This is a genomic window from Iodobacter fluviatilis (genome assembly GCF_004194535.1).
GTDB classification, from domain to species: Bacteria; Pseudomonadota; Gammaproteobacteria; order Burkholderiales; family Chitinibacteraceae; genus Iodobacter; species Iodobacter fluviatilis_A.
Map to the genome: position 1 here is coordinate 737,431 of NZ_CP025781.1, position 25,322 is coordinate 762,752.

Here is a 25,322-nt window from a genome sequence, read left to right on the forward strand (position 1 = left end):
CAAAACTCTATATCTAACTTTCTTATTTATTTCTAAATCTTGTTGTTTTTTTATAAAAAACTTATTTAACACCATGACTTTGCTTATATTTCCTGCATTTTTTCTAAAAAAAGCCATACTAAAAGTCTGATTTTTAGCCTGCCGTATCATGCCAATAGATAAACTTGTCCATTTTATTTACGCTGAGCAATTGCAAGTGGGTCTGTATATCCATTTAGATTTACCGTGGAATGAACATCCGTTTACCTTTGGCAGTTTTAAAATTAAGTCAGGTGAACAAATTGAAATGATTAAGCAGCTAGGAGTGCAGCAGATTCGTTACTCTCCCACCAAAAGCGATATCCAACCCATTGCAATCAAAGAGGCCGTGATTGAAACACCTGCTGCTCAGCCTGATCCCGATTTGCGAGTCAGGCTAGAAGCTAAGCAGAGTAAATTGCAGCAGTTTGAATACAATAATGCGTTGCGCAGCGAATGCGCCAAAGCCTTTGCTGCAACGGCTCAAGCCGTGCGTAATATTGATAAGCAACTCCATAGCCGCCCCAAGGAAACCCTAGCTGGAGCAGAAAGGCTGGTGGGGCAAATGCTGGATACACTGCTGGTAGATAACGACATCATCATTCACCTGATGAATGACAAAACCAAAGGTGAGGAGCTGTATTTCCACTCTTTGAATGTCGTGGTTATATCCTTAATTTTGGCTCGAGATATGCAGCTGCAGAAACAAGATATTCGCACTTTAGGTCTGGCCGCTTTGTTTCATGATATTGGCAAAGCGCAAATTCCAGACCGTATCCTGATGAAATCTGGCCCACTCAGCGCAGCTGAAGAAAAAGTGTATCAACAGCACAGCCAATGGAGCGTGAATGCGGCTAAAACTGCGGGGCTACCACCAGAGGTATTACGCCTGATCGCCCAGCACCACGAGATGTGTGATGGCAGTGGCTACCCTAAGGGATTAAAACACGATGAAATTGATCCACTGGCACGAATTTTAGCGCTGGTTAATTGCTACGATAGTTACTGCAATCGCCTTAATCCTGCTGAATCGCTAACGCCGCATGAAGCGCTTTCACAGATCTATACACAGCAAAAAGCAAGCTTTGATCCGGTGCCATTAAATTTACTGATCAGAGCAATGGGCATATATCCACCTGGGTCTTTGGTGCTACTTTCCAATGATTGCTATGCGCTGGTAATGGCAGTGAACACCACCAAGCCTTTAAAACCGTTGATTCAAGTATACAACCCCAATACGCAAGACCAAGGCACCGTACTCATTAACCTAGAATACGAAACACAGCTCAATATCTGTAAATCGATCAAACTGGCCCAGCTACCCAAGGCAGCGGCGGTTTATCTTAGCCCCGGCAAGCACATCAGTTATTACTTTAATGCGAGTGCGCAGTGAAACCCTATGCCCAAACCCTACTAGATGCCTGTGGCTATGCGGTGCTGGCCATCAACCCCAGCTCGGGGCTGATCGTTAGCAGTAATTTAGAATGCGAGCGTTTGCTTGGCTACTCAGCAGCCAGCCTGCTGGGGCGGCCTATTGCGGATATTGAGATTGGCTTACATGATTTGTTTTTTTGGGAAGAAGTACGCCAAAATTCGATCAGCTCAGTGCGGGCAGTGCAAAGCGAATACCGGCACAAAAACGGCTCTTGTATCACGGTACAAAAAACCATACGTTGTTTTAATGATGATACAGGCCCGCTTTGCGTGATTTCTGTGCATGATGTGAGCGCCGCCAAGCGGCTGGAGGATGAAACCGCCCGCAGCTCATCCTTACTGGCTGCCACGCTAGAATCCTCCCACGATGGCATTTTGGTCACCGATTTAGACGGGATAATCTGCAACTTTAACCAACGCGTAAATATCATTTGGCAATGGCAAACCAATACCAATAGCAGTACGCTCTTTAACCATATGGCATCCCAATTACAAGACCCAGCGCATTTTTTACGCTGGCTAGAAACACTTTATCAAGACCCATATCACAATGGCCAGCTTGAGTGCTGGCTAAAGGATGGCCGCGTTTTTGAGCTAAACAGCCATCCCCAGCTGCTCAGGCAACAGGCCATTGGCAGGCTGATCACCATGCACGATATCAGCGCACTTAAAGCCACCGAAGAGCAATTACGTATTGCCCGTGACGAGGCCCAAGCCGCCAGCCGCGCTAAATCTGATTTTCTATCACATATGAGTCACGAGCTGCGCACGCCGCTTAATGCCATTTTAGGCTTTGCCCAGCTGCTAGAGGGTGAGCCAGACCCCACCGCACACGAGCTGGGCAACTATATTGCCAAGGCAGGCTGGCATTTGCTTGAGCTCATCAATGAAGTACTTGATCTGGCCAGTATTGAGGCCGGAAAAATGAAGCTACGCATCGAGCCCATTGATCTCACTGCCATCATTCAAGATTGCCTTGAGCTAACCCGCCAGCTCGCCATCGATAAACATGTGCATCTGGCCGAGCCCCATCTAAATACTGGGCGTTTTATTGCCCAAGTCGATGCACGGCGCTTAAAGCAAATGCTGCTGAATCTGATCTCTAATGCCATCAAATACAACCGCCCCAATGGCCGTGTGGAAATCACCATTACCGCTGCAGATGAAACCCATTGGCGACTCATGGTTTCTGACACCGGCAACGGTATTTCAGAGAGCGATCAAGCCTTACTATTTCAGCCATTCAGCCGCGTGGGTAATCATTCCATAGAGATTGAAGGCACGGGCATCGGCCTCGCCTTTACCCGTAAACTGGCACACCTTATGAGTGGCGAAGTCAATATGGACAGCAGCCTAGGCAAGGGAAGCCGCTTCTGGATCGACCTGCCCTGCGCCACCTTACACTGCTCCACCACACTGGCTACCCCGCTCCCACTCAATAATAAAATTTTGCTTTATATCGAAGACGATATTTTATCGCAGCAATTGCTCGTCAAAATCATGGCACAGCACCGCCCACAATATAAATTGATTCCAGCCAGCAACGCCGCCACCGGCCTCGCCCTCGCCCTGTCTGCCGAGCCTGATTTAATCTTGCTAGACATGCACCTACCCGATGCTTCTGGCGCTGCCGTACTGGAGCAATTACGCAAACAAAGCACAACTCGGCACATCCCAGTACTGGCGATTTCTGGTGATACAGGCTCCGACGAAATCTCCCATGCTAAGCGTGCAGGCTTTGATGGCTACCTCACAAAACCCATCAAACTAGATACCATCCTAGAGCATATTGACCGAATGCTCAGTGGAAAAACCGTAAAGTCATAGAGGGCAGTCCCCCCCTTTTTACAACTAGCAGCCTGGATGACATCCATGACTATAACCACCGAATCAAGCTGAAGTTAAAAGGGCTGAGCTCTGTGCAATACAGAACCCAGCCCTTGAGCACCTCGTTTTTATACTGTCCAACTTATTGGGGTCAGTTCAAAATGCGGCTTTTTTTACAGCTTAAATGCAATTTAAATTACTTACCCAAAGCGGCAAACAACTGATCACGAATCACTTCAACCTGCCCTACACCATTTACTTTTACATATTTAGGTGCAGTAGCATTGCCGCTGGCGGCCATTTCACCGTAGTAGCCAACCAAGACTTCAGTTTGCTCATGATAAACAGCTAGGCGTTTTTTAACGGTTTCTTCTTCATCATCAGCACGCTGAATCAGCGCTTCACCGCTTACATCATCTACACCATCAACCTTAGGCGGGTTAAATTTAACGTGATAAGTGCGTCCTGATGCCATGTGCACACGGCGCCCAGCCATACGATCAACGATGGCTTCATCAGGCACATCAATTTCGACCACGTAATCAATCACTACACCGGCTTCTTTCATCGCGTCAGCTTGTGGCACTGTGCGTGGAAAGCCATCAAACAAGAAACCATTGGCACAATCTGCATCAGCAATGCGCTCTTTGACTAAGCCAATAATGATGTCATCACGAACCAAGCCGCCCGCATCCATAATTGATTTAGCCTCTAAACCGAGCGGAGTGCCTGCTTTAACAGCAGCACGCAACATATCGCCAGTGGAAATTTGCGGGATATTGTATTTTTCTTTGATGTAAGTCGCTTGCGTGCCTTTGCCGGCGCCTGGTGCGCCTAGAAGAATGAGTCTCATTGTTTTTCCCTAATGGTTGAAATATTTTTGATTATGGCAATTGGCTAAAAACGTTTCGCACGCGCGCTAAATCTTCTGGCGTATCGACTCCGGCAACGGGCGCATGAGCAGTAATATGCACACCAATAGCGTAACCATGCCACAGCACGCGCAGTTGTTCCAGCGCTTCAATCGATTCGATGTAGGATGGCGACAGTTCTCGGTAAGTTCGGAGGAACCCAGCACGGTAGCCATAGATCCCAATATGCCGTAAGGGCATTAAATCTGGGGGCAATACCGAGCGATCATGCATAAATGCATCGCGTGGCCAAGGAATAGGCGCACGGCTAAAATACATAGCGCGCTGCTTTGCATCTAAAACTACTTTTACTACATTTGGATTAGCAAAATCAGCGGCATTATCAATAGTGTGGCAAGCGGTGGACATAGCAAGGCTAGCATCTTCAATCAACTTTGCCGCCACCGCATCAATCAAGCTTGGATCAATCAAGGGCTCATCACCCTGCACATTCACCACCACGGCATCATCGCTTAAACCCAGCAAATCGACCATTTCAGCGAGGCGATCTGTGCCGCTTGGGTGATCATCCCGCGTTAAAATAGCACGATAACCGGCAGCCTCTACTGCAGCTTTAATTTGCTCATCATCGGTGGCTACGCAAACTAAGCTTGCCGAGGATTTAAGCACCTGCTCAATCACCCTTACCACCATAGGTTTGCCGCCAATATCGGCTAGCGGTTTATTAGGCAGACGGGTAGATTTAAGCCGAGCGGGGATAAGTGCAACAAAACTCACCGAACTTCTTCCGTAGCAGCAAGCTCACGCGCTTCAGCTTGCAACATCACAGGGATGCCGTCTTTTATTGCATAGGCCAAGCGATCGGCTTTGCAGATCAATTCTTGTTGGCTTTTTTCATAAGTCAGCGGGCCTTTGCAGACCGGACAAACTAAAATTTCTAATAACTTTGCATCCATTAGGCATTCTCTCGCTATTTATCGATGAAGTACGCTATTTTCCAGCGGGCAAGAGCCCGCTTGGTGATAACGCACAAACCTTACCGTAGTGGTGATTACAGCGTTTGCTTTGAGCAAACTTGCCCTCGAAAGCGACGGTAAGGCTATGAAATTTGTAATTACCGCGTGCTCAGCATATTCATTTTTTGCCCCAGCCAGCCAGCAAGGTCAGGCGTTAAGCTTGCGCTTATTGGCAGAGCCCAGATTCTAACATCAGAGAGGCCTGCTAGCTTCACTGCATCTTTTTCTGTAACCAGAATAATGTCGGCATCAGGTAAATCTTGCTGGCTAAATTGATGATGATCAGCAAAAGCGTGCTCAGTAAATTCTAATCCGAGCGCTGTTAAAGTATTAAAAAAACGCTGCGGATGACCGATTCCACATACGGCGGCAAGACGTTTACCCTGCCATGATTGCCGCGCCGCGCCGGTTAAAGAATAAAACTCCCCAGGCAATAAAGACATCTGAAAGCACTCTGCCTGCCCTGGCAACCGCTCAGCACCATTCACCACCACCGCATCTACCGTTTTTAGCCGCGACACAGGCTCACGCAAGGGCCCAGCGGGAAGCAAAGCCCCATTACCATAGCCACGAGCACCATCAACCACACACAGCTCTAAATCTCGCTGCAGCCGATAGTGCTGTAAGCCATCATCACAGAGCAAAATATTCACTTCTGGGTGTGCGGCCAAGAGGGCCGCGCCTGCGGCTGCACGATCTGCAAAAACATAAACCGGCACACCAGTGGCTCTGGCTAATAATATGGGCTCATCGCCGCTTTGGGCGGGATCGCTATCTTTGCTCACAGCTAAAGGAACAAGCGTCTTGCCGCCATAACCACGCGAAATAATGCCAGGAGAAAACCCCTGAACCAGCAAGCTTTGGGCTAGATAAATAGTCAGCGGTGTTTTGCCCGTACCCCCTACCGTAATATTGCCAACCACAATGACTGGCACTGGCAAGCGCACACTTTGCTTTAATCCCAAGGTAAACAAGGCACGGCGCGCAGCACCTATTCCAGCAAACAAAATAGATAACGGGCGCAAAAGGTAGGAAAGGGGATGGTGAGGCGTGTACCAGATACGATCAAGCAGCATCGGCCCGCCTCACTTGCATTGCAATAAACAACTTACTTCGCATTCGTCTGCGTAGCAAAGGTCAATTTGCCATAGCCCGCAATGCGTGCCGCTTCCATCACATTAACAACGGTTTGATGAGCGCTTTGAGCATCCGCATTGATGATAATCATCGGGTCTGCCGTAGCCCCCGCTGCACGGCGCAATAGCAGGGCAAAATCATCAGCCGTGCTAAAGGTGGTGGCATTACCATTGACGCTGTACTGGCCATTGGCTGAAATCGCCACATTGATAGACTGCGGCTGTTTATCCGGTGATTTTTCTGCATCTGCCGTAGGCAAGGTGATTTTTAGCTCCGCAAACTTAGAGTAAGTTGTCGTTGCCATCAGAAAAATCAAAATCACCAAGAGCACGTCAATCAACGGTACAAAGTTAATTTCCGGCTCTTCACGATGACGTCCTTTACGAAAATTCATGATTAATTCCGTTCGCCGTGTACAACTTCCACCAGTTTAACGGCCTGCTGCTCCATTTCCACCAGAAAGCCATCTACCTTACCTCGGAAAAAACGATAGAACATCAGAGCAGGCACAGCCACAATAATCCCGAATGCCGTGTTGTACAGCGCCACAGAAATCCCATGCGCTAGCGCGGCTGGGTTGGCAGCACCTGTTGGTGATTGTGAACCAAAAATTTCGATCATTCCGATCACGGTGCCAAACAACCCTAATAGCGGCGTTACTGCAGCCAGCGTACCCAGCATCGGCAAATAGCGCTCTAGGTCGTGAGCAATTACACTTCCCGCTTCTTCAATAGACTCTTTCATAATTTCACGGGAGCTGCGAACATTCTTCAGGCCTGCCGCTAAAACACGGCCCAATGGGCTGCTAGCAGACAATTTACCCAGCATTTCGGCATTCACGCCTTGGCCGCGATAGTCTTGCACCGCACGCGCTAACAAGCCATCAGGCAAAATTTGGCTTCGGCGTAAAGAAAGAAAGCGTTCAATGATGATTGTTACAGTGGCAACAGAAGCGGCGATAATGAGCCAGATCGGCCAACCGGCCGCTTCAATAATAGCAAGCATGTGTTTAATCCTGAGGCACGATTAGAAGCGCGTAACTTTAACGGGATTAAGGGGCGGGGGGAAGCACTGTGCACTAACAAAAACACCCAAAGTGCATTCTCACTAAAATGCTGATCCGTGTTTAGATCTGTGTTTAGAGCGATAAAATGCTTATTTCCCTTGTTTTTAAAATCACAAATTATGCAAAAATCCCACTTATTCAGCGGCGTTATTCTGCAACTGTGCCACACAAAAGATGGCTAAGCCCGTGATCTGCCATGGTTTTTTTATTGTCAACCGCTCTGTGGATAACTTTGTGCACAATATTCAATAAAAGCATTAAATAGCGTGTAAGCGCAAAAATGTGCAACTACACATTCTACATAATGATTTATTAATACATATATAAATCAACAAGTTAAAGCATAATTCTCTACTACAACACTCACAGTCATACGCAAATCGTTAGTTTGCGCCATTTTGTGGATTAAACAGATCCAAATCGAGATTTTCATGAATTTGTCAAGTACAAACGGCGTCATTTTAACCGTTGCAGAACTCAACAACCGCGCCAAATCGCTGCTAGAAAGTTGTTTTCCTTTGTTGTGGGTGGCAGGTGAAATTTCAAATTTTAAACGTTACGATTCAGGCCACTGTTACTTCAGCTTAAAAGACTCAAAGGCACAAGTAAGGTGTGTGATGTTTCGCAATCGGGCTGCATTAATTGATTTTCAGCCTCGTGAAGGAATGCAAGTCGAAGCTCGCGCACTGGTTTCCTTGTATGAAGCACGCGGTGATTTTCAACTCACCATTGAGGCCCTGCGCCCCGCTGGTTTGGGTGCTTTATTTGCTGCCTATGAAAAACTCAAACAAAAATTAGAATTAGAAGGTTTATTTGCGCCAGAGCGTAAAAAACCCCTGCCCGCTTTTCCACGCGCCGTTGGCATCGTCACCTCACCCGCCGCTGCCGCACTCGCAGATGTGATTGCCGCCTTGCAACGCCGCATGCCCAGCTTGCCCATCATTCTTTATCCCACCCCAGTACAAGGGCTAGATGCCGCAGCACAGATTGCCAGTGCCATCCAAAAAGCCAATCAGCGCCAAGAAGTAGATGTACTGATTGTGTGCCGAGGCGGCGGCAGCCTAGAAGACTTATGGTCGTTTAATGAAGAAGTAGTGGCACGCGCCATTGCCGCTTGCACCATTCCGCTGGTGAGTGGGATAGGCCATGAAACCGACTTTAGCATCGCCGATTTTGTTGCCGATGTCCGTGCAGCCACGCCAACGGCAGCGGCAGAGCTGGTGAGCCCCAATAGCGAGGAATGGCTGGCCCGCCTTGATCGCCAGCGCAGCCGCCTGCACCGTGCCGTAGAGCGGCAGCTACAAAGCAAAATGCAGGGCTTAGACGCCGCAGCAAGACGTTTACAACACCCTGGAGCACGGCTAGCCCAGCAGCACGCTTATATTTTGGAGCTAAGCCGCCGCCTGCATCTCGCTCCCAATCGTGCGCTAGAAAAAAACCGTTATCGCTTGACGCAATCAGCGCTGCGCTTAAACCATCTCAAGCCCAGCACCATCCGCCAGCAAGATAGACTTGCCTCGCTAAAACAAAGGCTGGCCAGCGCACTACCGCGTACGCTTTTGCAGCGGCAGCAATGCTTATCCATGCTCGCTGCCCGCTTAGAGCCATGGAACCCACAAGCCGTGTTAGCGCGTGGCTATGCCCTAGTGAGCCGACCGGATGGGCAACTGGTTCGGCTTGGCGCAAATCTTAAACACGGCGATGCCCTCTCGCTGCAATTTGCCGATAGTGCTGTAGATGTCAGGGTGAATAAAGACTTAGGCTTGCAGGGGGAATTAGGCCTGTAATAGTAAGGTAGTAAAGGAACATGCCATGCCCCTCAGGAGGATGCCCCCAAGCAAACACAAAACTGCTGTGCCTATGGTGCTTCCTCCTCCTCTGGCTCGGCTTCGGCCACCAAGCTTAAATGGCCTAACTCATCGTGACCAACGCTTTTGCTGTCTTTGCTTTTTAATTTAACCCGCAAACGTAATTCATTAATCGAGTCAGCGTTTTTAAGTGCTTCTTCTAGGCTAATTCGCCCATCTTCATATAAATGAAAGAGTGCAGAATCAAAGGTTTGCATCCCTAGCTCTTCTGATTTAAGCATGGCAGTTTTAACCCCGCCCACATCGCCTTTAAAAATCATATCCGCCACTAAAGGCGAATTAAGCAAAACCTCAATCGCAGCCACACGCCCTTTTCCATCATGGGTAGGAATTAAGCGCTGTGAAATCATCCCACGCATATTTAAGGATAAATCCATATAAATTTGTGGATGACGCTCTTCGGGGAAGAAATTAACAATGCGCTCCAAAGCCTGATTCGCACTATTGGCATGCAAAGTACCCATGCATAAATGGCCTGTTTCAGCAAAAGACAAAGCGTATTCCATGGTATCGCGATCACGAATTTCACCAATTAAAATCACATCGGGTGCTTGTCTTAGGGTGTTTTTAAGTGCCGCAAACCAATGCTTAGTGTCGCGGCCTACTTCGCGATGCGTCACCAAGCAGTTTTTACTTTTATGCACGTATTCAATCGGGTCTTCAATGGTGATGATATGGCCGTGGGTGTTTTGATTACGGTAATCAATCATGGCCGCCATTGTGGTTGATTTACCCGATCCTGTTCCGCCCACCAAAAGCACCAAGCCACGTTTGGCCAGCACCACTTCTTTTAAAACAGGGGGGAGTTTTAGCTCATCAAAATCGGGGATCTTGCTGGTAATAACCCGCAGCACCATGCCGACTTTTTCTTGCTGCATAAACACATTAACCCGAAAACGGCCGATGCCTTCTGGATTAATCGCAAAATTGCATTCATATTCGCGCTCAAATTCTTCCTGTTGATCAACCCGCATTACCGAATACGCCAATGCCTTGCTGACCACTCCATTGAGCTTTTGATTGCCAACCGGCGTGAGCTTGCCATTAATTTTCATTGCAGGCGGAAAATCATCGGCAATAAATAAATCAGACGCATGATGCTGCAGCATCATGCGCAGCAAATCATTGATCGTTTTATTGGCTTGTTCTGGCGTCATTATTAAAATCCTTTACACGGAGATGCCCTGCCAGATTAGAAGTATTTTTAACCAGATTCTTCCTGATATTGCAATTGATCTGATAAAGCGCCGATATGATATACGTGTTTTTATGACAGAAATTGCTAAATAATAAAATTCTAATTTACGCCACGATTGGCCGTATCAGTGCGGCGTAGCCCCAAGCCCCAGTATTCACGTAACACGCCGCCCGCTCACAAATACGGTAAAATGCCCGCCTCTTCTGTGAATTCAAAGATTTATGCGCAAAATTACTCATGTTGCAGCAGGTATTTTACTGCGCGCCGATGGCTCGTTTTTGCTTGGCAGCCGCCCCATAGGCAAGCCCTACGCGGGCTATTGGGAGTTTCCAGGTGGCAAGCTAGAAAGTGGCGAGAGCGAGATCACGGCATTAAAACGCGAATTAATCGAAGAGATGGGCATTGAAGTCACCGCGGCCACGCCATGGATTGTGCAAAGCTTTGATTACCCACACGCCAGTGTCCGTCTTTCCTTTTTTAGAGTAACGGCATGGCAAGGCGAAATCACCGCGCATGAGGGGCAAGAGTTCGCTTGGCAGCAACCAGGTAAGCTGAATGTTTCACCCATTTTGCCTGCCAATGGCCCTATTTTGCGCGGCCTAGCCCTAGCCAATGTGATGACGCTATCAAATGTGGCCGAATTAGGCGAAGACGTATTTTTGGCCCGCCTTAAGCAAAACAAACCCAGTTGGCTAATTTTGCGCGAGCCTCAGCTCAATCAAGACCAATATCGCGGCCTAGCCGAGCGTGTACTGGCCGTTGCACGCGGCCAACACACCCGCGTTTTGCTACACGATGCCATTGATTTAGCCACCCAGCTCAATGCCGACGGTGTGCATCTGCCCGCCCGCAGCTTGCTGGCGCTCCAGCAACGCCCGCACTTAGATTGGGTAGGCGCTTCCACCCACAATGCCGCTGAGCTTGCTGCAGCCAGCCAACTCGGCCTTGATTACGCCCTGCTCGGCCATGTGTGTGACACGCCTTCTCATCCTGATCAAAGCGCATTAGGCTGGGCTAATTTTAGCGCGCTACTGGCACTGGGCTGGCCCTTGCCGGTGTACGCCTTAGGCGGAATGAGCAAAAACGATATCGCCCTAGCACAAGAACACGGTGCACACGGCGTAGCGATCATGCGTGCAGCGTGGGTATGAAAACGTGGATAATTAAAATCATCGTCGGGCACGTGATTGTGTTGGCTTTGATCTTAGCGGTACTTGGCAATAAATTTGGCTGGTTTACGCCAGATAATGAGCCAGAAGCACGGCTTAATTGCCCAGTATTTAGTGAGGGCTGTACCTTTAATTTTGAAGGGCAAAGCTACAAAGTAAACAGCCAAGCACCGCTTAATGCCAACAAACCCGTGCAATTACAAGTAGAGGGCAAAGCCAAGCAAATTCACGCCAGTTGGCAAATGCAAGGTATGGAAATGGGCCCCAACCGCTATCGCTTACTATCAAACGATCAGCAACATTGGCATGCTCAAACCGCCCTGCCTATTTGCACCAACAAACGACAAGACTGGCTATTAAAATTAGAAATAGATGGCCATCGTATTGATATCAGCACTGTTTCTGAAAAAATATAAATGAATCAACTCAAATACTTAGCCGCCTACCCCGCCGCAATTCAAGCCAAAGTACAGCAACTATTGGATAGCAATCAGCTTGCCGAGGTAATTTTAAAAAAATACCCAACCGCACACGATATTAAAACCGACAAAGCTTTATATGACTATGTACTAAACATCAAAAACGATCATCTGCGCAAAACCGATCCAATCAGCAAAATTGCGTTTGATAGCAAAATTCATGTCATTAACCATGCGCTGGGCCTGCACACCACCATATCCCGCGTGCAAGGCAGCAAGCTCAAAACAAAGCACGAAATCCGCATTGCTTCGATGTTTAAAGAGGTGCCTATCGATTTTTTAAAAATGATTGTCGTGCACGAGCTAGCCCATTTAAAAGAAAAAGAGCACGACAAAGCGTTTTATAAATTGTGTGAGCATATGGAGCCACAATATCATCAGCTAGAATTTGATTTGCGCCTGTATTTGACGCAAGTTGATCGATATGGGAAATTATTTTGATTCGCTTTCAGCCACCTTTACAATTTTTCTTACCAGAGTGGCTATTTTAACTGCAGCTTAAAAACATAAAACCCGCTAAATGCTACAACTCCCACTCCCTATCGAGGCCTAACTTCACCCCTTTCAAACGCCGCAGCACAGCCTAGGTATTTTTTCATCTATGCAAAAGCCGTGAAAAAGGCTTGATCCGGTAATAAGGCGCGTATTAGGATGCGGGAACAGAAGATGAAAGGCAGCGCCTGCTAGCCTTCACGGGAAGAGACCAAAAAATGAAAAATCATCGCCTCTCTAGCGGTTTCACGCTGCTGGAATTACTGGTTGTTTTGCTTATTATTGCCCTCCTTGCAAGTTACGTTGGGCCCAAACTATTTGGTGAAGTGGGCAAAGCCAAGACCAAGACTGCGGCAAGCCAGATGAAATCGATCGCCGATGCGCTGGATCATTACCGCCTAGATACCGGCCACTACCCAAGCACTGAGCAAGGGATCAATGTACTGACCAAAAAACCAGCTGACGAGCCTAAATGGCAAGGCCCATATCTGATGAAAGACGTACCAGCAGATCCTTGGGATAGGCCTTACGTTTATAATAAGCCGGGTGAAAATGGCCGCGACTATGACTTACTAAGCTATGGTGCGGACGGCAAGGCCGGTGGTACGGGTGAAGATACGGATGTCAGTTATTAAATGATCGGGCGGGTACCACTCGCTTTGCTGATCTTCCCTTTATCCAAGGTGGGTTTAACCCGCCTTAATAAGCCAATCTAAAAGCTCCCATGCGCTACACCGTTAAAGCCTTGCAGGCAGGCAAGCTGTTACAGCTTGAGATGGATGCTGCTAATGAAAGCGAGCTAAAAGACAAACTGACGGCAGAAGGCCGCCAGTTATTGTCTGCAAAGCCGCTCAAGCAGTTTGCCATGTCACGCAAAGAATTTGGCCTATCTTTGTTTACTCAAGAGCTGATTGCACTCTTACAAGCAGGCCTGACGCTGGTAGAAGCAGTTGAAACACTCAAAGAAAAAAGTGCGCAAGACACCAATGGAGATGTATTAAGCCGCATGATAGAAGGGCTTTATCAAGGCTTACCATTATCAAAAGTTTTGGCGCAAATGAGCCAATATTTCCCGCCTTTATATATCGCCACCGTTAGCTCTGCCGAAAAAACTGGCCACCTAGCCGATGCATTAGGCCGCTATCACCATTACGAATCTAGGCTGGCTGCGGTTAAAAAGAAAGTGATTGCGGCGGTGATTTACCCTTTGGTGGTAATTGGTATTGGTGGCGGCATTATGCTGTTTTTGCTGTTTTATGTGATTCCAAAATTCAGCCAAATCTATGCCTCCATGAAAAACCTGCCCTTTGCCGCACAAGTCATGTTGTGGTGGGGCGATCTGGTGCATCAACACGGCTTGATGATGTTTGCAGGCATGGTGCTAAGCGTGCTGCTGGCCGTGTTTTTACTACGTACCGATGCGGCAAAAAGTGTGCTGCGGGAAGCATTTTGGCGCTTGCCACGCTTAGAGCAATACCGGCGTTTATTTTCACTGACTCGCTTTTACCGCACCGTGGGCCTGCTACTGGCCGGGGGGATTTCGGTGGTGCATGCTATGGAGCTGGCGGCGCAATTATTGCCGCTAAAAATGCAGCTCGGCTTACAGCAAGCCCTAGTCGATGTGAAATCTGGCCAAGCCCTCTCCCAAGCCCTGCCCCGCTATCAGCTGACTACTCCAGTGTCAGAGCGCTTACTACGGGTGGGGGAGCAAAGCGGCGAATTAGCCACCATGTGCGAGCGCAGCGCGCAGTTTTGTGATGAAGAGTTAGAACGCGCCATCGATATGTTTACTCGGCTTTTTGAACCAATTCTGATGCTGATTATTGGGGTACTGATCGGCGGAATCGTGTTTCTGCTGTATATGCCGATTTTTGAGCTGGCTGGAAATATGCAATGACAGATGTCAAATACACACCTGCCTTTGCAGGGGAGACCACAATCGCTTTGCCTAAGCTTAGCCTAGAGCTGATCCAAACCCTGCGCAGCGAAGCCAGCCAAAGCAGCCTTGGTGCACGCTTACAGCAGCTACTTAATCTAAGCGATGCGGATTACGGCGATCAGCTAAGCCACTTTCTAGGGCTGCCCTTTTTAAGCGATGACGCCATCAGTGCGCTCAGCCCGCGTTACGACTTACTGCCTTACGGTGAGGCGGTGGCCAAGCAGAGCTTGCTATTAGAAGGCAGCGACGGCCTGTGGCTAGTGCTGGGTGATCCGTTTGATATGGCATTGCGCAATGCATTGCGCCAAAGAATTTCTGTCAGCTATCAAACAGCATTTGCCCATCATCAGGCGCTGCGTACTTACTTAGATCATTTTGAAACCTCACACCGCGCTATGGATCAGCTTGGGGCGGGTGAGCTGAGTGAAGTCAGCCAAGATGGGATTGTTGAAATCTCACTGGCAAGCTTAGCCAGCGACAATAAACCCGTTGTAAAGCTGGTTAACTCCACGCTTTACGACGCGCTAAAAGCTAAAGCTTCTGATATTCATATGGAAAGCACCCCCAGCGGGCTAACCATTAAATACCGTATCGATGGGGTGTTGCTGCATATTGGCGGGGCCAATGGCCTAGAAAACGCCGAACAAGTGATCTCACGGATTAAAGTGCTAGCCGATCTAGATATTTCTGAGCGGCGCGTGCCGCAAGATGGCCGGTTTAAGGCGCGGATTAATGGCCGCGAAGTGGATTTTCGCGTTTCCATCATGCCGTCTATTTATGGTGAAGATGCGGTGCTGCGGGTATTAGATAAGCAAAATGGCGGTGATGCCTTTAAGCAGCTCAGGCTAGATGTTTTGGGTTTTGACGACGGCACCATGAGCCGCATCCGCAGCCTAGCACGCGAGCCTTACGGCTTGCTGCTGGTAACAGGGCCTACTGGCTCAGGTAAATCCACCACACTTTACGCCACGCTTTCTGAAATAAATACGGGCGAAGAAAAGATCATCACCATTGAAGACCCCGTGGAATACCAGCTACCCGGCGTTTTACAAATTCCCGTTAATGATAAAAAAGGCCTGAGCTTTGCCCGTGGCCTGCGCTCGGTACTGCGGCACGACCCAGATAAGATTTTGGTGGGTGAGATTCGCGATGGCGAAACGGCCAATATCGCCGTGCAGGCGGCACTGACCGGCCACTTAGTACTCACTTCGGTACACGCCAATAATGTGTTTTCGGTGCTGGATCGCTTTATCCATATGGGCGTAGAGCCCAATAGCTTTGTTGACGCGCTTATTGGCGTGGTGGCGCAACGGCTGATTAGAAAAGTATGCCTGCACTGCGTGGTGGACGACACACCCGATGATGAGCTGCTGGCCGCTTCAGGATTAAACAGGGAAATGGTCAGCAGCTGGACATTTCGTAAAGGGTTGGGCTGTAAGGCCTGCCGCAATACCGGCTACCAAGGGCGTAAGGCTATTGCTGAAGTTTTAAGGCTAAACGATGAGTTAAAACAAGCCATCGCCAGCCGCGCACCCGCCGTAGAACTCAAGCAACTCGCCGCCCGCTTTGGCTTTTTGTCCATGCGCAGGCAAGCAATGAACGTAGTAGCCTGCGGCGAAACCACTTTGCAAGAAATTAACCGCGTGACGTTTGTGGATTAAGGGTTATGCATTAAACCCCTCACCTTAAGCCACAGAAAAAACAGCGTTTTACCTATGAGCTTTTTACCACTTACCTACAGTTTTTTTTATAAATGGCAGCTCAGACAATTTGCAGGAAATAAATCGTGTCTCCTTTATGGATTGAGCATAGCGCCTGGCTAGCGGGGAATAAGCTAACTCTGGCCAGCCAGCCCCGCTTACAAAAAGCCGACAAACAATGGCTGTCACAAGACATTGATAGCCAGTCTGCTGCACTGAGTCTGCAGCAGCTGCTAGCTGCCCGCCCGGCCAGCAGCATAAGTACACTCAATGTACTGTTAAGCGGCGACTGGGTGCGATATGGCGTGTTGCCTTGGCAGGATGGTTTATATCAGCCTGACGATTGGCAGGCTTACGCACGACTTATTTTTGCACAACAATTTGGCAGCAATGCCGATGGCTGGCGGGTATGCATCAACCCAGCAGGCTTTGGCCAGAGCCGCCTTGCCTGCGCTATGGATGAATCGATTTATCAGATCGTGCTTGAGCTAGCCAAAAACAATAAAACCCGTCTACAAAGCGTGCAGCCCTTATTAAGTAGTGTGATTGCGCAATATCGCCGTCAGCTTATTGCTACTGAGTTTGCCTTGGTGGTGACAGAAAACGATAGCCTCTGCTGCGCTTTTTGGCAAAATGAAGCATGGCAAGGCGTCATCAGCCTGCCGATCAATCAAGACAGTGAAGCGCTACACGATGGCGGCATGGCGGCACTGCTGCGCCAAGCAGCCATGCTGGCCCAAGTTTCGCTACCCACACAAATCTATATCAGCTCATCGGCGCATTCGCTGGCCAGACTCAGCCTACTGGGCTGCGAGGTGGCCTACCTTGGTTCAGTGCATCCTTTATTTACCGAATGGGCTAGCGCATGAAGCCCGTGCAACTCGATTTTCATAAGCGACCCAACTCAACCCCTTGGTTGGGTCTGGCGATGGTAGTGGCGGCGGTGATTGCGCTGTTATGGGTAATGACTCGGCTGGAGATTGCTGAGCAAATGCATCAACAGCTAGATAGCCAAGAAGATGAAATCAGCTGGAATCGCCGCCGTATCGACGAAGCCCGCAATAAGGAGCAAAAAGAAGCGCCAACCAATGCCAAAGTGCAGGCCGCACAACAAGCACAGCAACAGGCTATTGGCCCAGTATTAGCGGTGCTAGAGCAAACTTGGCTACCGAGCGTGGCTTACACCCGTATCGAGCTGGCCAGCGCCGAGCATCTGGTCAAGCTGGATTTGGAAGCAAAAACACTGGCCGACGCTTTAGCGCTGATCGACCGGCTGGGCAGCACCAAGGGAGTCAAAGCGGTGTCTTTATCCAGACACAATATGCGGGTCAGCGATCCGTTTCGCCCAGTACAAGTTAATTTAGACATCACATGGGAGCTGCGTCAGTGAATATGCAGCGACTCTTACAACTCGGCCACTGGTATCTGCGCCAGTGGCGGCAATACACGGGGATTCTAGCGATAGCGGGGCTGGTGTTGATGCTCTTTGCCGGTGCTTTATACCTACAAAAGCTTAAGCCACTGCAAAAAGACTTAACCCTACGCGAAAGCACACTGAGCGAAGCGGCACGTAAGCTGAAGATCGCCACAACAACGGCCTCAAATGCATATCAAGCCAGCAATGTGGCCGAACGCCTACCAAAATCCAGCGAATTTACCGCGTTTTTACTTAAGCTCAATGCGCTAGCGGAGCAAAAACATATTGAACTGCAACAAAGTGATTACAAAGCTACGCCTGAAATCAATGGCGAGCTACTGCGCTACAGCTTGCAGTTTCCTGCCAGCGGGGCTTACCCAGATGTACAGCAATTTATTGCTGAGCTAGAAAAAATGCCGGGAGTAAGAATAGAAAATCTTAGCCTCACCCGCCAGCAAATTGGCGAAGCCCTGCTTAGCCTAGAGGTGCAAATGTCTTATCTGAGTAAGGTGCAACAATGATCCTGCACTCGCCAGTAATGACGTCTCGTGGGCAATCCGTGCCAGAGCCCAACCCATCTCTTTTGGCTGCAATCTATAGGGTGGGCAAAGCGCTTTACCTTTTGCCTGAACACACACGCCGCGTGGGCAAACAAACCCTGCCCAGCCTAGCAATACAACAAGGACGCCGCTGATGATTTCGCGCCCTTTACAAATTATTGCCGCCATCACCGCGCTGCTCACTCTTTACGTGGCATGGCAAGATAACCAGCCCGAAGAAAGCCACGAGCGCCGTCAGCAGCGTGCAACGGCAGCCAGTGCGGCTCAGACATCGGCGGTGGCTCAAGCAGTGGTGGCTTCAACGGCCAGCAGCGTGGCAATGAATTTATTTCCTGTGCAAACTTGGCAGCCACCACCGCCGCCGCCGCCTAAACCCACGCCAACGCCTAAGCCCACGCCAACGCCCCCCCCATCGCGCCGCCTTTGCCCTTTCAAGTGGTTTCAACTTGGCATGAAGGCAGTACTGATTATGTGGTGCTAGAAGCCAATGGCCAGCAGATGGTGGTTTGCCAAAGCTGCAATGCGCTTGGGCGGGTGCAAAAAGGCGAAACTTTACTGGGTACTTGGCGCGTCGATCAGGTCAGCCGCCAGCAAATTGTTTTTACTTTCCTGCCGCTGAATCAGCAGCAGGTGCTTCCTCTTGGGGCGACGCCTTGAAGCGCGTATTTAGCCGGTATTCAATTACTTATAATTTCTCTGCTGCACACAGCAGGTTTTGTCTTGGGGAGCTACACCTTGAAGCGCGCATTTAGCATGACTATTATCGCGGCCAGCCTGCTGACAGGCTGCGCTGCCGACATGGCCCGCAAGCAGGGAGAATCCTTGATTTATCAAGGCGAAGTAGAGCAAGGATTACAATTTTTAAAAGAAAAATCTAAACTTTATCCTGACGATATTAAGCTGCGTACCAGCTATCAGCTCCAGTTAGACAGCACACTCAATCTATTACTAAGAGAAGCCGACAATGCCCGTGCGCGTGGCGATATTGAGCTGGCCACCAACCGCTATAAGCAAATGCTCTCACACGAACTAGGCAATTACCGTGCGCAAGAAGGCCTTAAATTAACTGAGATCGCGGCGCAGCAAGACGCCATGCTGAAATATGTGCGAGAAATCAAAGAAAGCAAACCTGACGAAGCAATCGATGTACTGGCGCAAATCTTAAATGACAACCCAAGAAATCCGCATGCACTTAGGCTTCGCGATGAAGTAGAAAGCCGTAAGACCCGCGAAGCCACGCTGCGCCCAGGCCTAGCTCAATCTTTAAAAAACCCAATTTCTTTGCAATTTAAAGACCAAAGCATTAGCAGCGTATTCGATATTATTTCGCGTATTGGTAAAGTTAATTTTATTTTTGACCGCGATGTAGCACCTAATTTACGCACCACCATTTATGCGCACGATAGCAGCGTTGAAGACGTGATCAATTTAATATTGACCACCAATCAATTGGATAAAAAAGTATTAAATGAAAACACCATTTTAATTTATCCAAAGCGCCCAGATAAAGATCGTGATTACAAAGATTTGGTGATGCGCACTTTTTATTTATCCAATGCCGATCCAAAGCAGGCATTGGCGATGATTAAGCAAATGGTTAAAACCAAAGACGTGTATATCGACGAGCGTTTATCCATGTTGATCATGCGGGATACGCCCGAGGCTATCGCCGTGGCCGAACGGCTCATTGCAGCCCAAGATTTGCCACAATCAGAAATTGTGCTGGAAGTGGAAATCCTGGAGGTCAGCAGTACCGATCTGCTCAATCTGGGGATAGAGTATCCGCAATCACTTTCAGCCTCTGTGGGTCTCAATGGTGGCTTAAGCTCGGCCTCCGGTAAGAGTACCCTTGATTTAAATAAACTAAGTAATTTGAATAAAAGCGATGTGTTAGTTAGTTTTACCGATCCCGCCATCGGCGCCAATTTTACCCACAATAAAGGCAATACCAATATTCTGGCCAACCCAAAAATTCGGGTTAAAAATCGTGAAAAAGCCAAGGTACAAATTGGTGACCGTGTACCCGTCGTCAGCACCGTCACCAATAATAATGTAACGACTGAATCCATCACCTATATGGATGTGGGTCTGACCTTAAATGTAGAACCCACCCTCTCTATTGATAACGATATCAGCGTCAAAGTATCGCTGGACGTATCCAATATTATTAGCTCTGCAAAAACCACATTGGGTAGCACGGCCTATACCGTTGGCACGCGCAACGCCAGCACCACGCTCAGCGCCAGAGATGGTGAAACGCAGGTTTTAGCGGGCCTCTTATCACGTACCGATCAAACCAGCGGCAATGCCATACCAGGACTGGGTGAACTGCCCATACTCAACCGGATCTTTGGCACAAAAAAAGACGACAATAAAAAAACCGAGTTGATTTTGCTGATTACACCAAGAGTGGTGCGTAATTTGGCGATTCCATCACCTCATATCACCACCTTTGATAGCGGCACCGAAGGCGCAATCAGCATCCGCCCTCTGCGCCTGCGCACCAGCTCTACAATTAAAATCAACAGTAATACCAACGGCAGCCTCGTAATGCCAGTACCACAAATGATGATGGCCCAACCCACACCAGCTCCAGTGCCCGTGCCAAACCAAAGCGAGGAATTTGTACCTAAATCCACGCCGCCCGCACCTGACGCCACCCCGCTGCCTGCACGTGGCAACGGTATGGGACGCCGTTAAAGATGCTAGCAAGCGCGCTCCGCCGCAGGTTTAATCAGGGTTTTACCTTGATCGAGCTGATGGTTACGCTGACTATTTTGGCGGTTTTAGCCACTGTCGCCATGCCACTCGCGCAAATTACGGCGACTCGTCAAAGAGAAGAAGATCTGCGCCGTGCGCTTTGGCAAATTCGCAGCGGGCTTGATGCCTACAAACAAGCGGCAGACGATGGGCAGATCAAAAAGTCGCTCGATGAATCGGGCTATCCTCCTAATCTGGCGGTATTAACCGAAGGCGTAAAAGATGCCAAAGATCCAAATGGCAAAATGATTTACTTTTTGCGCCGCCTGCCCCGAGACCCATTTTGTGACTGCCCAAGCAGCACCGATGAAAAAACCTGGGGGCTACGTAGCTACACCAGCCCGCCCGATTCACCACAATCAGGCCGAGATGTGTTTGATGTTTACTCCTTAAGCAGCGGCATAGGCTTAAATGGCGAGGCGTATAAAAAGTGGTAAATATATTGCTCAAGCCAACAAGGCTATTTATGAAAAAAACAGTATTTGGTTTCACCCTGATTGAGCTGCTCGTTGTACTTGCCATTATGGCCAGCCTACTCACGCTAGTGGTGCCGCGCTATTTTCATCAAACCGAGCGCGCCAGTGAAACGGTACTCAAACATAATTTAGTCGCCATGCGGGATGCCATCGATAAGTTTTATGCCGATTCTGGCCGCTACCCCAGCGATATTGCGGAGTTAGTTAGCCAGAAATACCTACGCGAAATGCCTATGGACCCAATCACCAGCAAAAATGATAGTTGGCAGGTGGTTGCCCCAACAAACGCCAGCGGCGTGTATGACGTAAAAAGTGGTGCGGAGGGAAACGGCAATGATGGCTCCGCTTACAATAGCTGGTAAAACACCGCTCAAGAGCGCGGCAAGGGCAAAGCTTGGCAGCAAGCAAGAAGCGGGCTTTGCTTACGCTTGGGCCCTAATGGCGGTACTGATTATGGGAATCTATTTGGCACAGGTGGGTGAGGCTTGGCAAAACCGCGCCCAGCGGGCCAAAGAAACAGAGCTGCTACGCGTAGGCGCGGAAATCCGCCGAGGGATTAAGCTCTATACCGAACAGAACCAAATGCAAGGCACGCAATACCCTAAATCATTAGAAGAGCTGGTACTCGACCCCCGCAGCCCCAGCCCGCGGCGCTTTATCCGCAAAGCGTATAAAGACCCCCTCACCGGCGAGGATTGGCAGTATATCTCCGCTCCTGGCGGCGGTTTTATGGGGGTGTATAGCAAGGCCCTAGGCAAACCCCTTAAACAGCGACTCTTCCCTAGCGATTTTGCTGGTTTTGCCGACCAAAATAGCTATCAAGACTGGAAATTTGCCCACTGGCCTAATGGCAAAGCACTGAAAAAGTAGTCACAATTTATAGCAGAGCTTAGGCAGTAAAAACCCAAACATTGAACCACAAAGAACACTGAGTTCAGGGAATGTCACAAAGGTGACTAAACCTTGTTTTGAGCATTTCTCTGTGCCCTTTGTGCTCTCATTATCTCTGTGGCCCTATATTTAGCGCCATTTCAAGATCGCAGAGATGTTGTGACTTGAGCGGGGCAAGCTCAGCTTACCCCGGCCATGCAATCAATCAGCTACGATAATCCGCATTGATTTTTACGTAATCATAAGAAAAATCGCAGGTCCAAATCGTTGCGGCCTCAGTGCCACGATTTAGTTTTACCGTGATGCTGATTTCAGATTGCTTAAGCACGCGTTGGCCGTCTTCTTCCTTATATCCCACATAGCGGCCACCGTCTTTGGCAACCAGCACGTCATCCAACCACACTTCTAACGTATCCACGTCTAAATTGGGTACTTCTGAATAACCAATCGCGCACAGAATGCGGCCCAAATTTGGGTCTGAGGCAAAGAAAGCCGTTTTAACCAAGGGCGATCTGCCAATTGCATAGCCAACGGCTTTGCACTCGGCGCGATCAATACCGCCTTCTACATTGATGGTGATAAATTTGGTGGCGCCTTCGCCATCACGAATAATCGCCTTGGCCAGCGTTTGGCTGATGTCTAACACCGCATCGCGCAGCGTGGCAAAATCGGCGCTCGTGCTATCGGTGATTTCTGTATTACCCGCTTGGCCGGTGGCGATCAGGATAAAGCTATCGTTAGTGCTGGTGTCACCATCCACCGTGATCGAGTTAAACGAGCGATCTGCAGACCATGCCACCAGCTCTTGCAGCATGTTTTGCGATACCACAGCATCTGTCGCCAAATAGCCCAGCATGGTCGCCATATTCGGATGGATCATCCCCGCCCCCTTGCTAATGCCGGTTAGGGTAACCGTTTTACCGTTTAATACAATTTTTTTGCTCGCAGCTTTAGGGGCAACATCGGTAGTCATAATCGCGTTGGCAGCTTCAAACCAATTGCTAGGTTTTAGATCGCCAATCGCCGCATCCAGCGCCGCAATAATTTTGCCTGCGGGTAAGGGCTCTAAAATCACCCCAGTCGAAAAAGGCAGTACTTGGGCAGGGTTAATATCCAAACGCTCAGCAAGCGCAAAACAGATTTCTTTGGCGCGCTCAAACCCATCTAGCCCCGTGCCCGCATTGGCGTTACCGGTATTCACCACCAGTGCGCGGATCTCGCCGCCTTCCGCTAAATGGCTGCGGCAAATACGCACCGGTGCGGCGCAAAATTTATTCAGCGTAAACACCCCAGCAGCACGGCTGCCCTTGGCTAATCGCATGACCAACACATCTTTTCGGCCAACCGTTTTAACGCCTGCCGAGGCGATACCAAGCGCCACTCCGGCAACAGGATAAAGCTGGCTAGGATCAAGCGTGGGCAGATTAACGGGCATGTCTTAAATCTCCAAATAAAACAAAAAGCATGATTGTAAAGCACACTCGCCTCACTGGCTTTAGCCACCAGCTGCAAATGGCCGAAAAAACAGCCCATGACTAGCAGCCTGTCGGACTTAAGCGATCGTAGCGAGGGAAAGACCGGTTTGAGACAGATTTTGCGGGTTTTTGAGGCGAATAGCTGGCTATTCAACGAGAAAATGCATGAAATATGGCCAAATCTGGCTTTTCCGTAGTAGATCAGTCTTAAGTCCGACAGGCTGCTAGTGTTACACAACAAAAAACCAAATATTGAATCACTCAAGAACGCGGAATATCACAGAGAAAAAATGGGTTGGCTTAATCAATTTCATTAAGCACATACAAATCCATCACGCATAGGCAGTGCTTATTTATCGTGTATTCAAATATTGTTCGTGAGCTAATAATCCTTGTGCATCGTATCCGCTATTTAATATATTGTTCACAGACAAACTGCAGTTTATTTTCACCTACTTCAAGTTTTGGGTTTACCCTTTAATTTGGGCTTTATAAATAGGATTCCAAATGCCGCATACCCACCCTGTTCTTGCCGATTTTTTAAGCTTTACCCTGAGCCATCATCCCATTGATATCGTAAAAGGCCAGCTTACCAATGGGGTGCATTGGCACTATTTAGGGGATGGCATTTTAGAATTTGTACCGCAGCACGGCAGTGATCAAAGCTTAGTGCTCTCTGCGGGCATACACGGCAATGAAACCGCGCCTATCGAGCTACTCAACACGCTAGTCCAAAATATCGCCACTGGCGAGCAACCACTGGCAGTGCGCTTGCTGATGTTGCTGGGCAATGTTGCGGCCATGCGCCAAAACTGCCGCTATCTGCAAGATGATCTGAACCGCCTCTTTGATCATCGCCACCAAAAACTGCCAGATAGCCCAGAAGCACAACGAGCCGCCAATATCGAAGAGGCGATAGCGCAGTTTTTTGATGCTGCAAGTGGCAAGAAATATCACCTCGACCTACACACCGCAATTCGCCCCTCCAGCTTTAGCCGCTTTGGCTTGCTGCCTTACCAAAGCCGCCCTTACGATGCCTATTTACTGAGTCTGCTAGAGCGTTGTGATTTAGGCGCGCTGCTGATTAATCACGCCCCAGCGGGCACATTTGCTTATCACTCCAGCCAGCACCACAGTGCAGAATCGGTGACTTTAGAACTGGGCAAAGTACAGCCCTTTGGGCAAAACCAGTTAGCCGAATTTGCCGGCATCAACGCCCTCATGCGCGCCATGGTGGCAGGCACCGAGCCCACCACGGCTGCCCAACCCTACAAAACCTTTAAAGTCGTAGCGCAATTAGAAAAGCACAGCGAAGACTTTGTGCTTAATCTACCCAGCGACGTAGCCAACTTCACCGCCTACCCTAAGGGCACGCTGATCGCCACCGACCAAGGCTATGAATACATCGTCAGCCACGGCGAGGAACGCATCGTCTTCCCTAACCCAAAAGTAAAGCCAGGGGTTAGAGCGGGGCTGATGGTGGTGGAAGTAAACAACTAAAAATGCTTAAGGTGTGCAAGTAGCGCTC

Annotated in this window: 27 protein-coding genes and 1 pseudogene; 20 read left to right on the forward strand and 8 right to left on the reverse strand. The window is 49.1% G+C overall.

Annotated features, from left to right (window positions below):
* The first annotated feature begins 148 nt into the window (after window positions 1-148).
* The 3 genes and pseudogenes from C1H71_RS03105 to C1H71_RS20550 all read left to right on the forward strand — a co-directional run.
* Complete coding sequence (locus C1H71_RS03105; RefSeq protein WP_130105265.1) at window positions 149-1,411, forward strand: HD-GYP domain-containing protein; 1,263 nt, start codon at window positions 149-151, stop codon at window positions 1,409-1,411.
* Window positions 1,408-3,279: a PAS domain-containing hybrid sensor histidine kinase/response regulator gene (locus C1H71_RS03110; RefSeq protein ID WP_130105266.1), complete on the forward strand. Its 1,872-nt coding sequence runs from the start codon at window positions 1,408-1,410 to the stop codon at window positions 3,277-3,279. The genes C1H71_RS03105 and C1H71_RS03110 overlap by 4 nt, the downstream gene beginning before the upstream one ends.
* Before the next feature lie 41 nt (window positions 3,280-3,320).
* A pseudogene (locus C1H71_RS20550) lies at window positions 3,321-3,395 on the forward strand (IS3 family transposase); the annotation flags it as partial.
* An 80-nt stretch (window positions 3,396-3,475) separates the two neighbouring features.
* Here the strand turns inward: C1H71_RS20550 and adk are convergent.
* The 6 genes from adk to C1H71_RS03140 all read right to left on the reverse strand — a co-directional run bounded on the left by adk (window position 3,476) and on the right by C1H71_RS03140 (window position 7,309).
* Entirely contained in the window at window positions 3,476-4,132 is a 657-nt protein-coding gene (gene adk / locus C1H71_RS03115; protein WP_130105267.1) for an adenylate kinase, read from the reverse strand.
* Between the two features lie 31 nt (window positions 4,133-4,163).
* Window positions 4,164-4,928, reverse strand: coding sequence for a 3-deoxy-manno-octulosonate cytidylyltransferase (gene kdsB / locus C1H71_RS03120; RefSeq protein WP_130105268.1), 765 nt, complete (start codon window positions 4,926-4,928; stop codon window positions 4,164-4,166).
* Complete coding sequence (locus C1H71_RS03125) at window positions 4,925-5,107, reverse strand: Trm112 family protein (protein ID WP_130105269.1); 183 nt, start codon at window positions 5,105-5,107, stop codon at window positions 4,925-4,927. The genes kdsB and C1H71_RS03125 overlap by 4 nt, the downstream gene beginning before the upstream one ends.
* A gap of 158 nt (window positions 5,108-5,265) precedes the next feature.
* The gene (gene lpxK, locus C1H71_RS03130) at window positions 5,266-6,243 is read right to left on the reverse strand and encodes a tetraacyldisaccharide 4'-kinase (protein ID WP_130105270.1); all 978 of its coding nucleotides are present in this window, start codon (window positions 6,241-6,243) and stop codon (window positions 5,266-5,268) included.
* A 32-nt stretch (window positions 6,244-6,275) separates the two neighbouring features.
* Window positions 6,276-6,698 carry an ExbD/TolR family protein gene (locus tag C1H71_RS03135; protein ID WP_130105271.1) on the reverse strand — a complete coding sequence of 141 codons (423 nt, stop codon included), beginning with the start codon at window positions 6,696-6,698 and terminating at the stop codon, window positions 6,276-6,278.
* 2 nt (window positions 6,699-6,700) lie between these two features.
* Window positions 6,701-7,309, reverse strand: coding sequence for a MotA/TolQ/ExbB proton channel family protein (locus C1H71_RS03140; RefSeq protein ID WP_130105272.1), 609 nt, complete (start codon window positions 7,307-7,309; stop codon window positions 6,701-6,703).
* A gap of 492 nt (window positions 7,310-7,801) precedes the next feature.
* Between C1H71_RS03140 and xseA the strand changes: the two genes are divergently transcribed.
* The gene (gene xseA, locus C1H71_RS03145; protein WP_130105273.1) at window positions 7,802-9,157 is read left to right on the forward strand and encodes an exodeoxyribonuclease VII large subunit; all 1,356 of its coding nucleotides are present in this window, start codon (window positions 7,802-7,804) and stop codon (window positions 9,155-9,157) included.
* Window positions 9,158-9,228: 71 nt separating this feature from the next.
* Here the strand turns inward: xseA and C1H71_RS03150 are convergent, their stop codons facing one another.
* A complete protein-coding gene (locus C1H71_RS03150; RefSeq protein ID WP_130105274.1) occupies window positions 9,229-10,395 on the reverse strand; it encodes a PilT/PilU family type 4a pilus ATPase in 1,167 nt (388 codons plus the stop codon).
* A 262-nt stretch (window positions 10,396-10,657) separates the two neighbouring features.
* Here C1H71_RS03150 and C1H71_RS03155 point away from each other — a divergent pair, with 262 nt between their 5' ends.
* From C1H71_RS03155 to C1H71_RS03230, 15 genes are all read left to right on the forward strand, one after another.
* The gene (locus tag C1H71_RS03155) at window positions 10,658-11,587 is read left to right on the forward strand and encodes a Nudix family hydrolase (protein ID WP_130105275.1); all 930 of its coding nucleotides are present in this window, start codon (window positions 10,658-10,660) and stop codon (window positions 11,585-11,587) included.
* Window positions 11,584-12,021: a hypothetical protein gene (locus tag C1H71_RS03160; protein WP_130105276.1), complete on the forward strand. Its 438-nt coding sequence runs from the start codon at window positions 11,584-11,586 to the stop codon at window positions 12,019-12,021. Before C1H71_RS03155 ends, C1H71_RS03160 begins: the two co-directional genes overlap by 4 nt.
* Entirely contained in the window at window positions 12,022-12,525 is a 504-nt protein-coding gene (locus tag C1H71_RS03165) for a M48 family metallopeptidase (RefSeq protein ID WP_130105277.1), read from the forward strand.
* Between the two features lie 269 nt (window positions 12,526-12,794).
* Window positions 12,795-13,211 carry a type II secretion system major pseudopilin GspG gene (gspG, locus tag C1H71_RS03170; RefSeq protein WP_130105278.1) on the forward strand — a complete coding sequence of 139 codons (417 nt, stop codon included), beginning with the start codon at window positions 12,795-12,797 and terminating at the stop codon, window positions 13,209-13,211.
* Window positions 13,212-13,300: 89 nt separating this feature from the next.
* Window positions 13,301-14,473, forward strand: coding sequence for a type II secretion system F family protein (locus tag C1H71_RS03175; RefSeq protein ID WP_130105279.1), 1,173 nt, complete (start codon window positions 13,301-13,303; stop codon window positions 14,471-14,473).
* A complete protein-coding gene (locus C1H71_RS03180) occupies window positions 14,470-16,176 on the forward strand; it encodes a GspE/PulE family protein (protein ID WP_130105280.1) in 1,707 nt (568 codons plus the stop codon). Before C1H71_RS03175 ends, C1H71_RS03180 begins: the two co-directional genes overlap by 4 nt.
* 125 nt (window positions 16,177-16,301) lie before the next feature.
* The gene (locus C1H71_RS03185; protein ID WP_130105281.1) at window positions 16,302-17,084 is read left to right on the forward strand and encodes a hypothetical protein; all 783 of its coding nucleotides are present in this window, start codon (window positions 16,302-16,304) and stop codon (window positions 17,082-17,084) included.
* On the forward strand, window positions 17,081-17,605 hold the full coding sequence (locus C1H71_RS20555) for a hypothetical protein (protein ID WP_188053552.1): 525 nt from the start codon (window positions 17,081-17,083) through the stop codon (window positions 17,603-17,605). The genes C1H71_RS03185 and C1H71_RS20555 overlap by 4 nt, the downstream gene beginning before the upstream one ends.
* 2 nt (window positions 17,606-17,607) lie before the next feature.
* Window positions 17,608-18,153, forward strand: coding sequence for a type 4a pilus biogenesis protein PilO (pilO, locus tag C1H71_RS03200; RefSeq protein ID WP_262488431.1), 546 nt, complete (start codon window positions 17,608-17,610; stop codon window positions 18,151-18,153).
* 172 nt (window positions 18,154-18,325) lie between these two features.
* On the forward strand, window positions 18,326-18,673 hold the full coding sequence (locus C1H71_RS03205) for a hypothetical protein (RefSeq protein ID WP_130105285.1): 348 nt from the start codon (window positions 18,326-18,328) through the stop codon (window positions 18,671-18,673).
* Window positions 18,667-18,849, forward strand: coding sequence for a hypothetical protein (locus C1H71_RS03210; RefSeq protein WP_130105286.1), 183 nt, complete (start codon window positions 18,667-18,669; stop codon window positions 18,847-18,849). Before C1H71_RS03205 ends, C1H71_RS03210 begins: the two co-directional genes overlap by 7 nt.
* Before the next feature lie 96 nt (window positions 18,850-18,945).
* Window positions 18,946-20,892 (forward strand): secretin N-terminal domain-containing protein, encoded by a 1,947-nt coding sequence (locus C1H71_RS03215; RefSeq protein WP_130105287.1) that lies wholly within the window; start codon window positions 18,946-18,948, stop codon window positions 20,890-20,892.
* Window positions 20,893-20,894: 2 nt separating this feature from the next.
* A complete protein-coding gene (locus C1H71_RS03220) occupies window positions 20,895-21,389 on the forward strand; it encodes a type II secretion system protein (protein ID WP_130105288.1) in 495 nt (164 codons plus the stop codon).
* Window positions 21,390-21,418: 29 nt separating this feature from the next.
* Window positions 21,419-21,790, forward strand: coding sequence for a type II secretion system protein (locus C1H71_RS03225; RefSeq protein ID WP_130105289.1), 372 nt, complete (start codon window positions 21,419-21,421; stop codon window positions 21,788-21,790).
* On the forward strand, window positions 21,762-22,298 hold the full coding sequence (locus C1H71_RS03230) for a type II secretion system protein (protein ID WP_262488380.1): 537 nt from the start codon (window positions 21,762-21,764) through the stop codon (window positions 22,296-22,298). Before C1H71_RS03225 ends, C1H71_RS03230 begins: the two co-directional genes overlap by 29 nt.
* 226 nt (window positions 22,299-22,524) lie before the next feature.
* Here C1H71_RS03230 and argJ read toward each other — a convergent pair whose 3' ends face one another.
* Window positions 22,525-23,754: a bifunctional glutamate N-acetyltransferase/amino-acid acetyltransferase ArgJ gene (argJ, locus tag C1H71_RS03235; RefSeq protein ID WP_130105290.1), complete on the reverse strand. Its 1,230-nt coding sequence runs from the start codon at window positions 23,752-23,754 to the stop codon at window positions 22,525-22,527.
* A 547-nt stretch (window positions 23,755-24,301) separates the two neighbouring features.
* Between argJ and astE the strand changes: the two genes are divergently transcribed.
* Window positions 24,302-25,294 (forward strand): succinylglutamate desuccinylase, encoded by a 993-nt coding sequence (astE, locus tag C1H71_RS03240; RefSeq protein ID WP_130105291.1) that lies wholly within the window; start codon window positions 24,302-24,304, stop codon window positions 25,292-25,294.
* The last annotated feature ends 28 nt before the right edge of the window (window positions 25,295-25,322 follow it).

Bases quoted from the DNA above. Each gene is read 5' to 3' on its own strand.
- C1H71_RS03105 (WP_130105265.1), top strand. From the start codon at position 149: ATGCCAATAGATAAACTTGTCCATTTTATTTACGCTGAGCAATTGCAA.
- adk (WP_130105267.1), bottom strand. From the start codon at position 4,132: ATGAGACTCATTCTTCTAGGCGCACCAGGCGCCGGCAAAGGCACGCAA.
- C1H71_RS03125 (WP_130105269.1), bottom strand. From the start codon at position 5,107: ATGGATGCAAAGTTATTAGAAATTTTAGTTTGTCCGGTCTGCAAAGGC.
- lpxK (WP_130105270.1), bottom strand. From the start codon at position 6,243: ATGCTGCTTGATCGTATCTGGTACACGCCTCACCATCCCCTTTCCTAC.
- C1H71_RS03135 (WP_130105271.1), bottom strand. From the start codon at position 6,698: ATGAATTTTCGTAAAGGACGTCATCGTGAAGAGCCGGAAATTAACTTT.
- C1H71_RS03140 (WP_130105272.1), bottom strand. From the start codon at position 7,309: ATGCTTGCTATTATTGAAGCGGCCGGTTGGCCGATCTGGCTCATTATC.
- xseA (WP_130105273.1), top strand. From the start codon at position 7,802: ATGAATTTGTCAAGTACAAACGGCGTCATTTTAACCGTTGCAGAACTC.
- C1H71_RS03150 (WP_130105274.1), bottom strand. From the start codon at position 10,395: ATGACGCCAGAACAAGCCAATAAAACGATCAATGATTTGCTGCGCATG.
- C1H71_RS03155 (WP_130105275.1), top strand. From the start codon at position 10,658: ATGCGCAAAATTACTCATGTTGCAGCAGGTATTTTACTGCGCGCCGAT.
- C1H71_RS03160 (WP_130105276.1), top strand. From the start codon at position 11,584: ATGAAAACGTGGATAATTAAAATCATCGTCGGGCACGTGATTGTGTTG.
- C1H71_RS03165 (WP_130105277.1), top strand. From the start codon at position 12,022: ATGAATCAACTCAAATACTTAGCCGCCTACCCCGCCGCAATTCAAGCC.
- gspG (WP_130105278.1), top strand. From the start codon at position 12,795: ATGAAAAATCATCGCCTCTCTAGCGGTTTCACGCTGCTGGAATTACTG.
- C1H71_RS03175 (WP_130105279.1), top strand. From the start codon at position 13,301: ATGCGCTACACCGTTAAAGCCTTGCAGGCAGGCAAGCTGTTACAGCTT.
- C1H71_RS03180 (WP_130105280.1), top strand. From the start codon at position 14,470: ATGACAGATGTCAAATACACACCTGCCTTTGCAGGGGAGACCACAATC.
- C1H71_RS20555 (WP_188053552.1), top strand. From the start codon at position 17,081: ATGAAGCCCGTGCAACTCGATTTTCATAAGCGACCCAACTCAACCCCT.
- pilO (WP_262488431.1), top strand. From the start codon at position 17,608: ATGCAGCGACTCTTACAACTCGGCCACTGGTATCTGCGCCAGTGGCGG.
- C1H71_RS03205 (WP_130105285.1), top strand. From the start codon at position 18,326: ATGATTTCGCGCCCTTTACAAATTATTGCCGCCATCACCGCGCTGCTC.
- C1H71_RS03215 (WP_130105287.1), top strand. From the start codon at position 18,946: ATGACTATTATCGCGGCCAGCCTGCTGACAGGCTGCGCTGCCGACATG.
- C1H71_RS03220 (WP_130105288.1), top strand. From the start codon at position 20,895: ATGCTAGCAAGCGCGCTCCGCCGCAGGTTTAATCAGGGTTTTACCTTG.
- C1H71_RS03225 (WP_130105289.1), top strand. From the start codon at position 21,419: ATGAAAAAAACAGTATTTGGTTTCACCCTGATTGAGCTGCTCGTTGTA.
- C1H71_RS03230 (WP_262488380.1), top strand. From the start codon at position 21,762: ATGATGGCTCCGCTTACAATAGCTGGTAAAACACCGCTCAAGAGCGCG.
- argJ (WP_130105290.1), bottom strand. From the start codon at position 23,754: ATGCCCGTTAATCTGCCCACGCTTGATCCTAGCCAGCTTTATCCTGTT.
- astE (WP_130105291.1), top strand. From the start codon at position 24,302: ATGCCGCATACCCACCCTGTTCTTGCCGATTTTTTAAGCTTTACCCTG.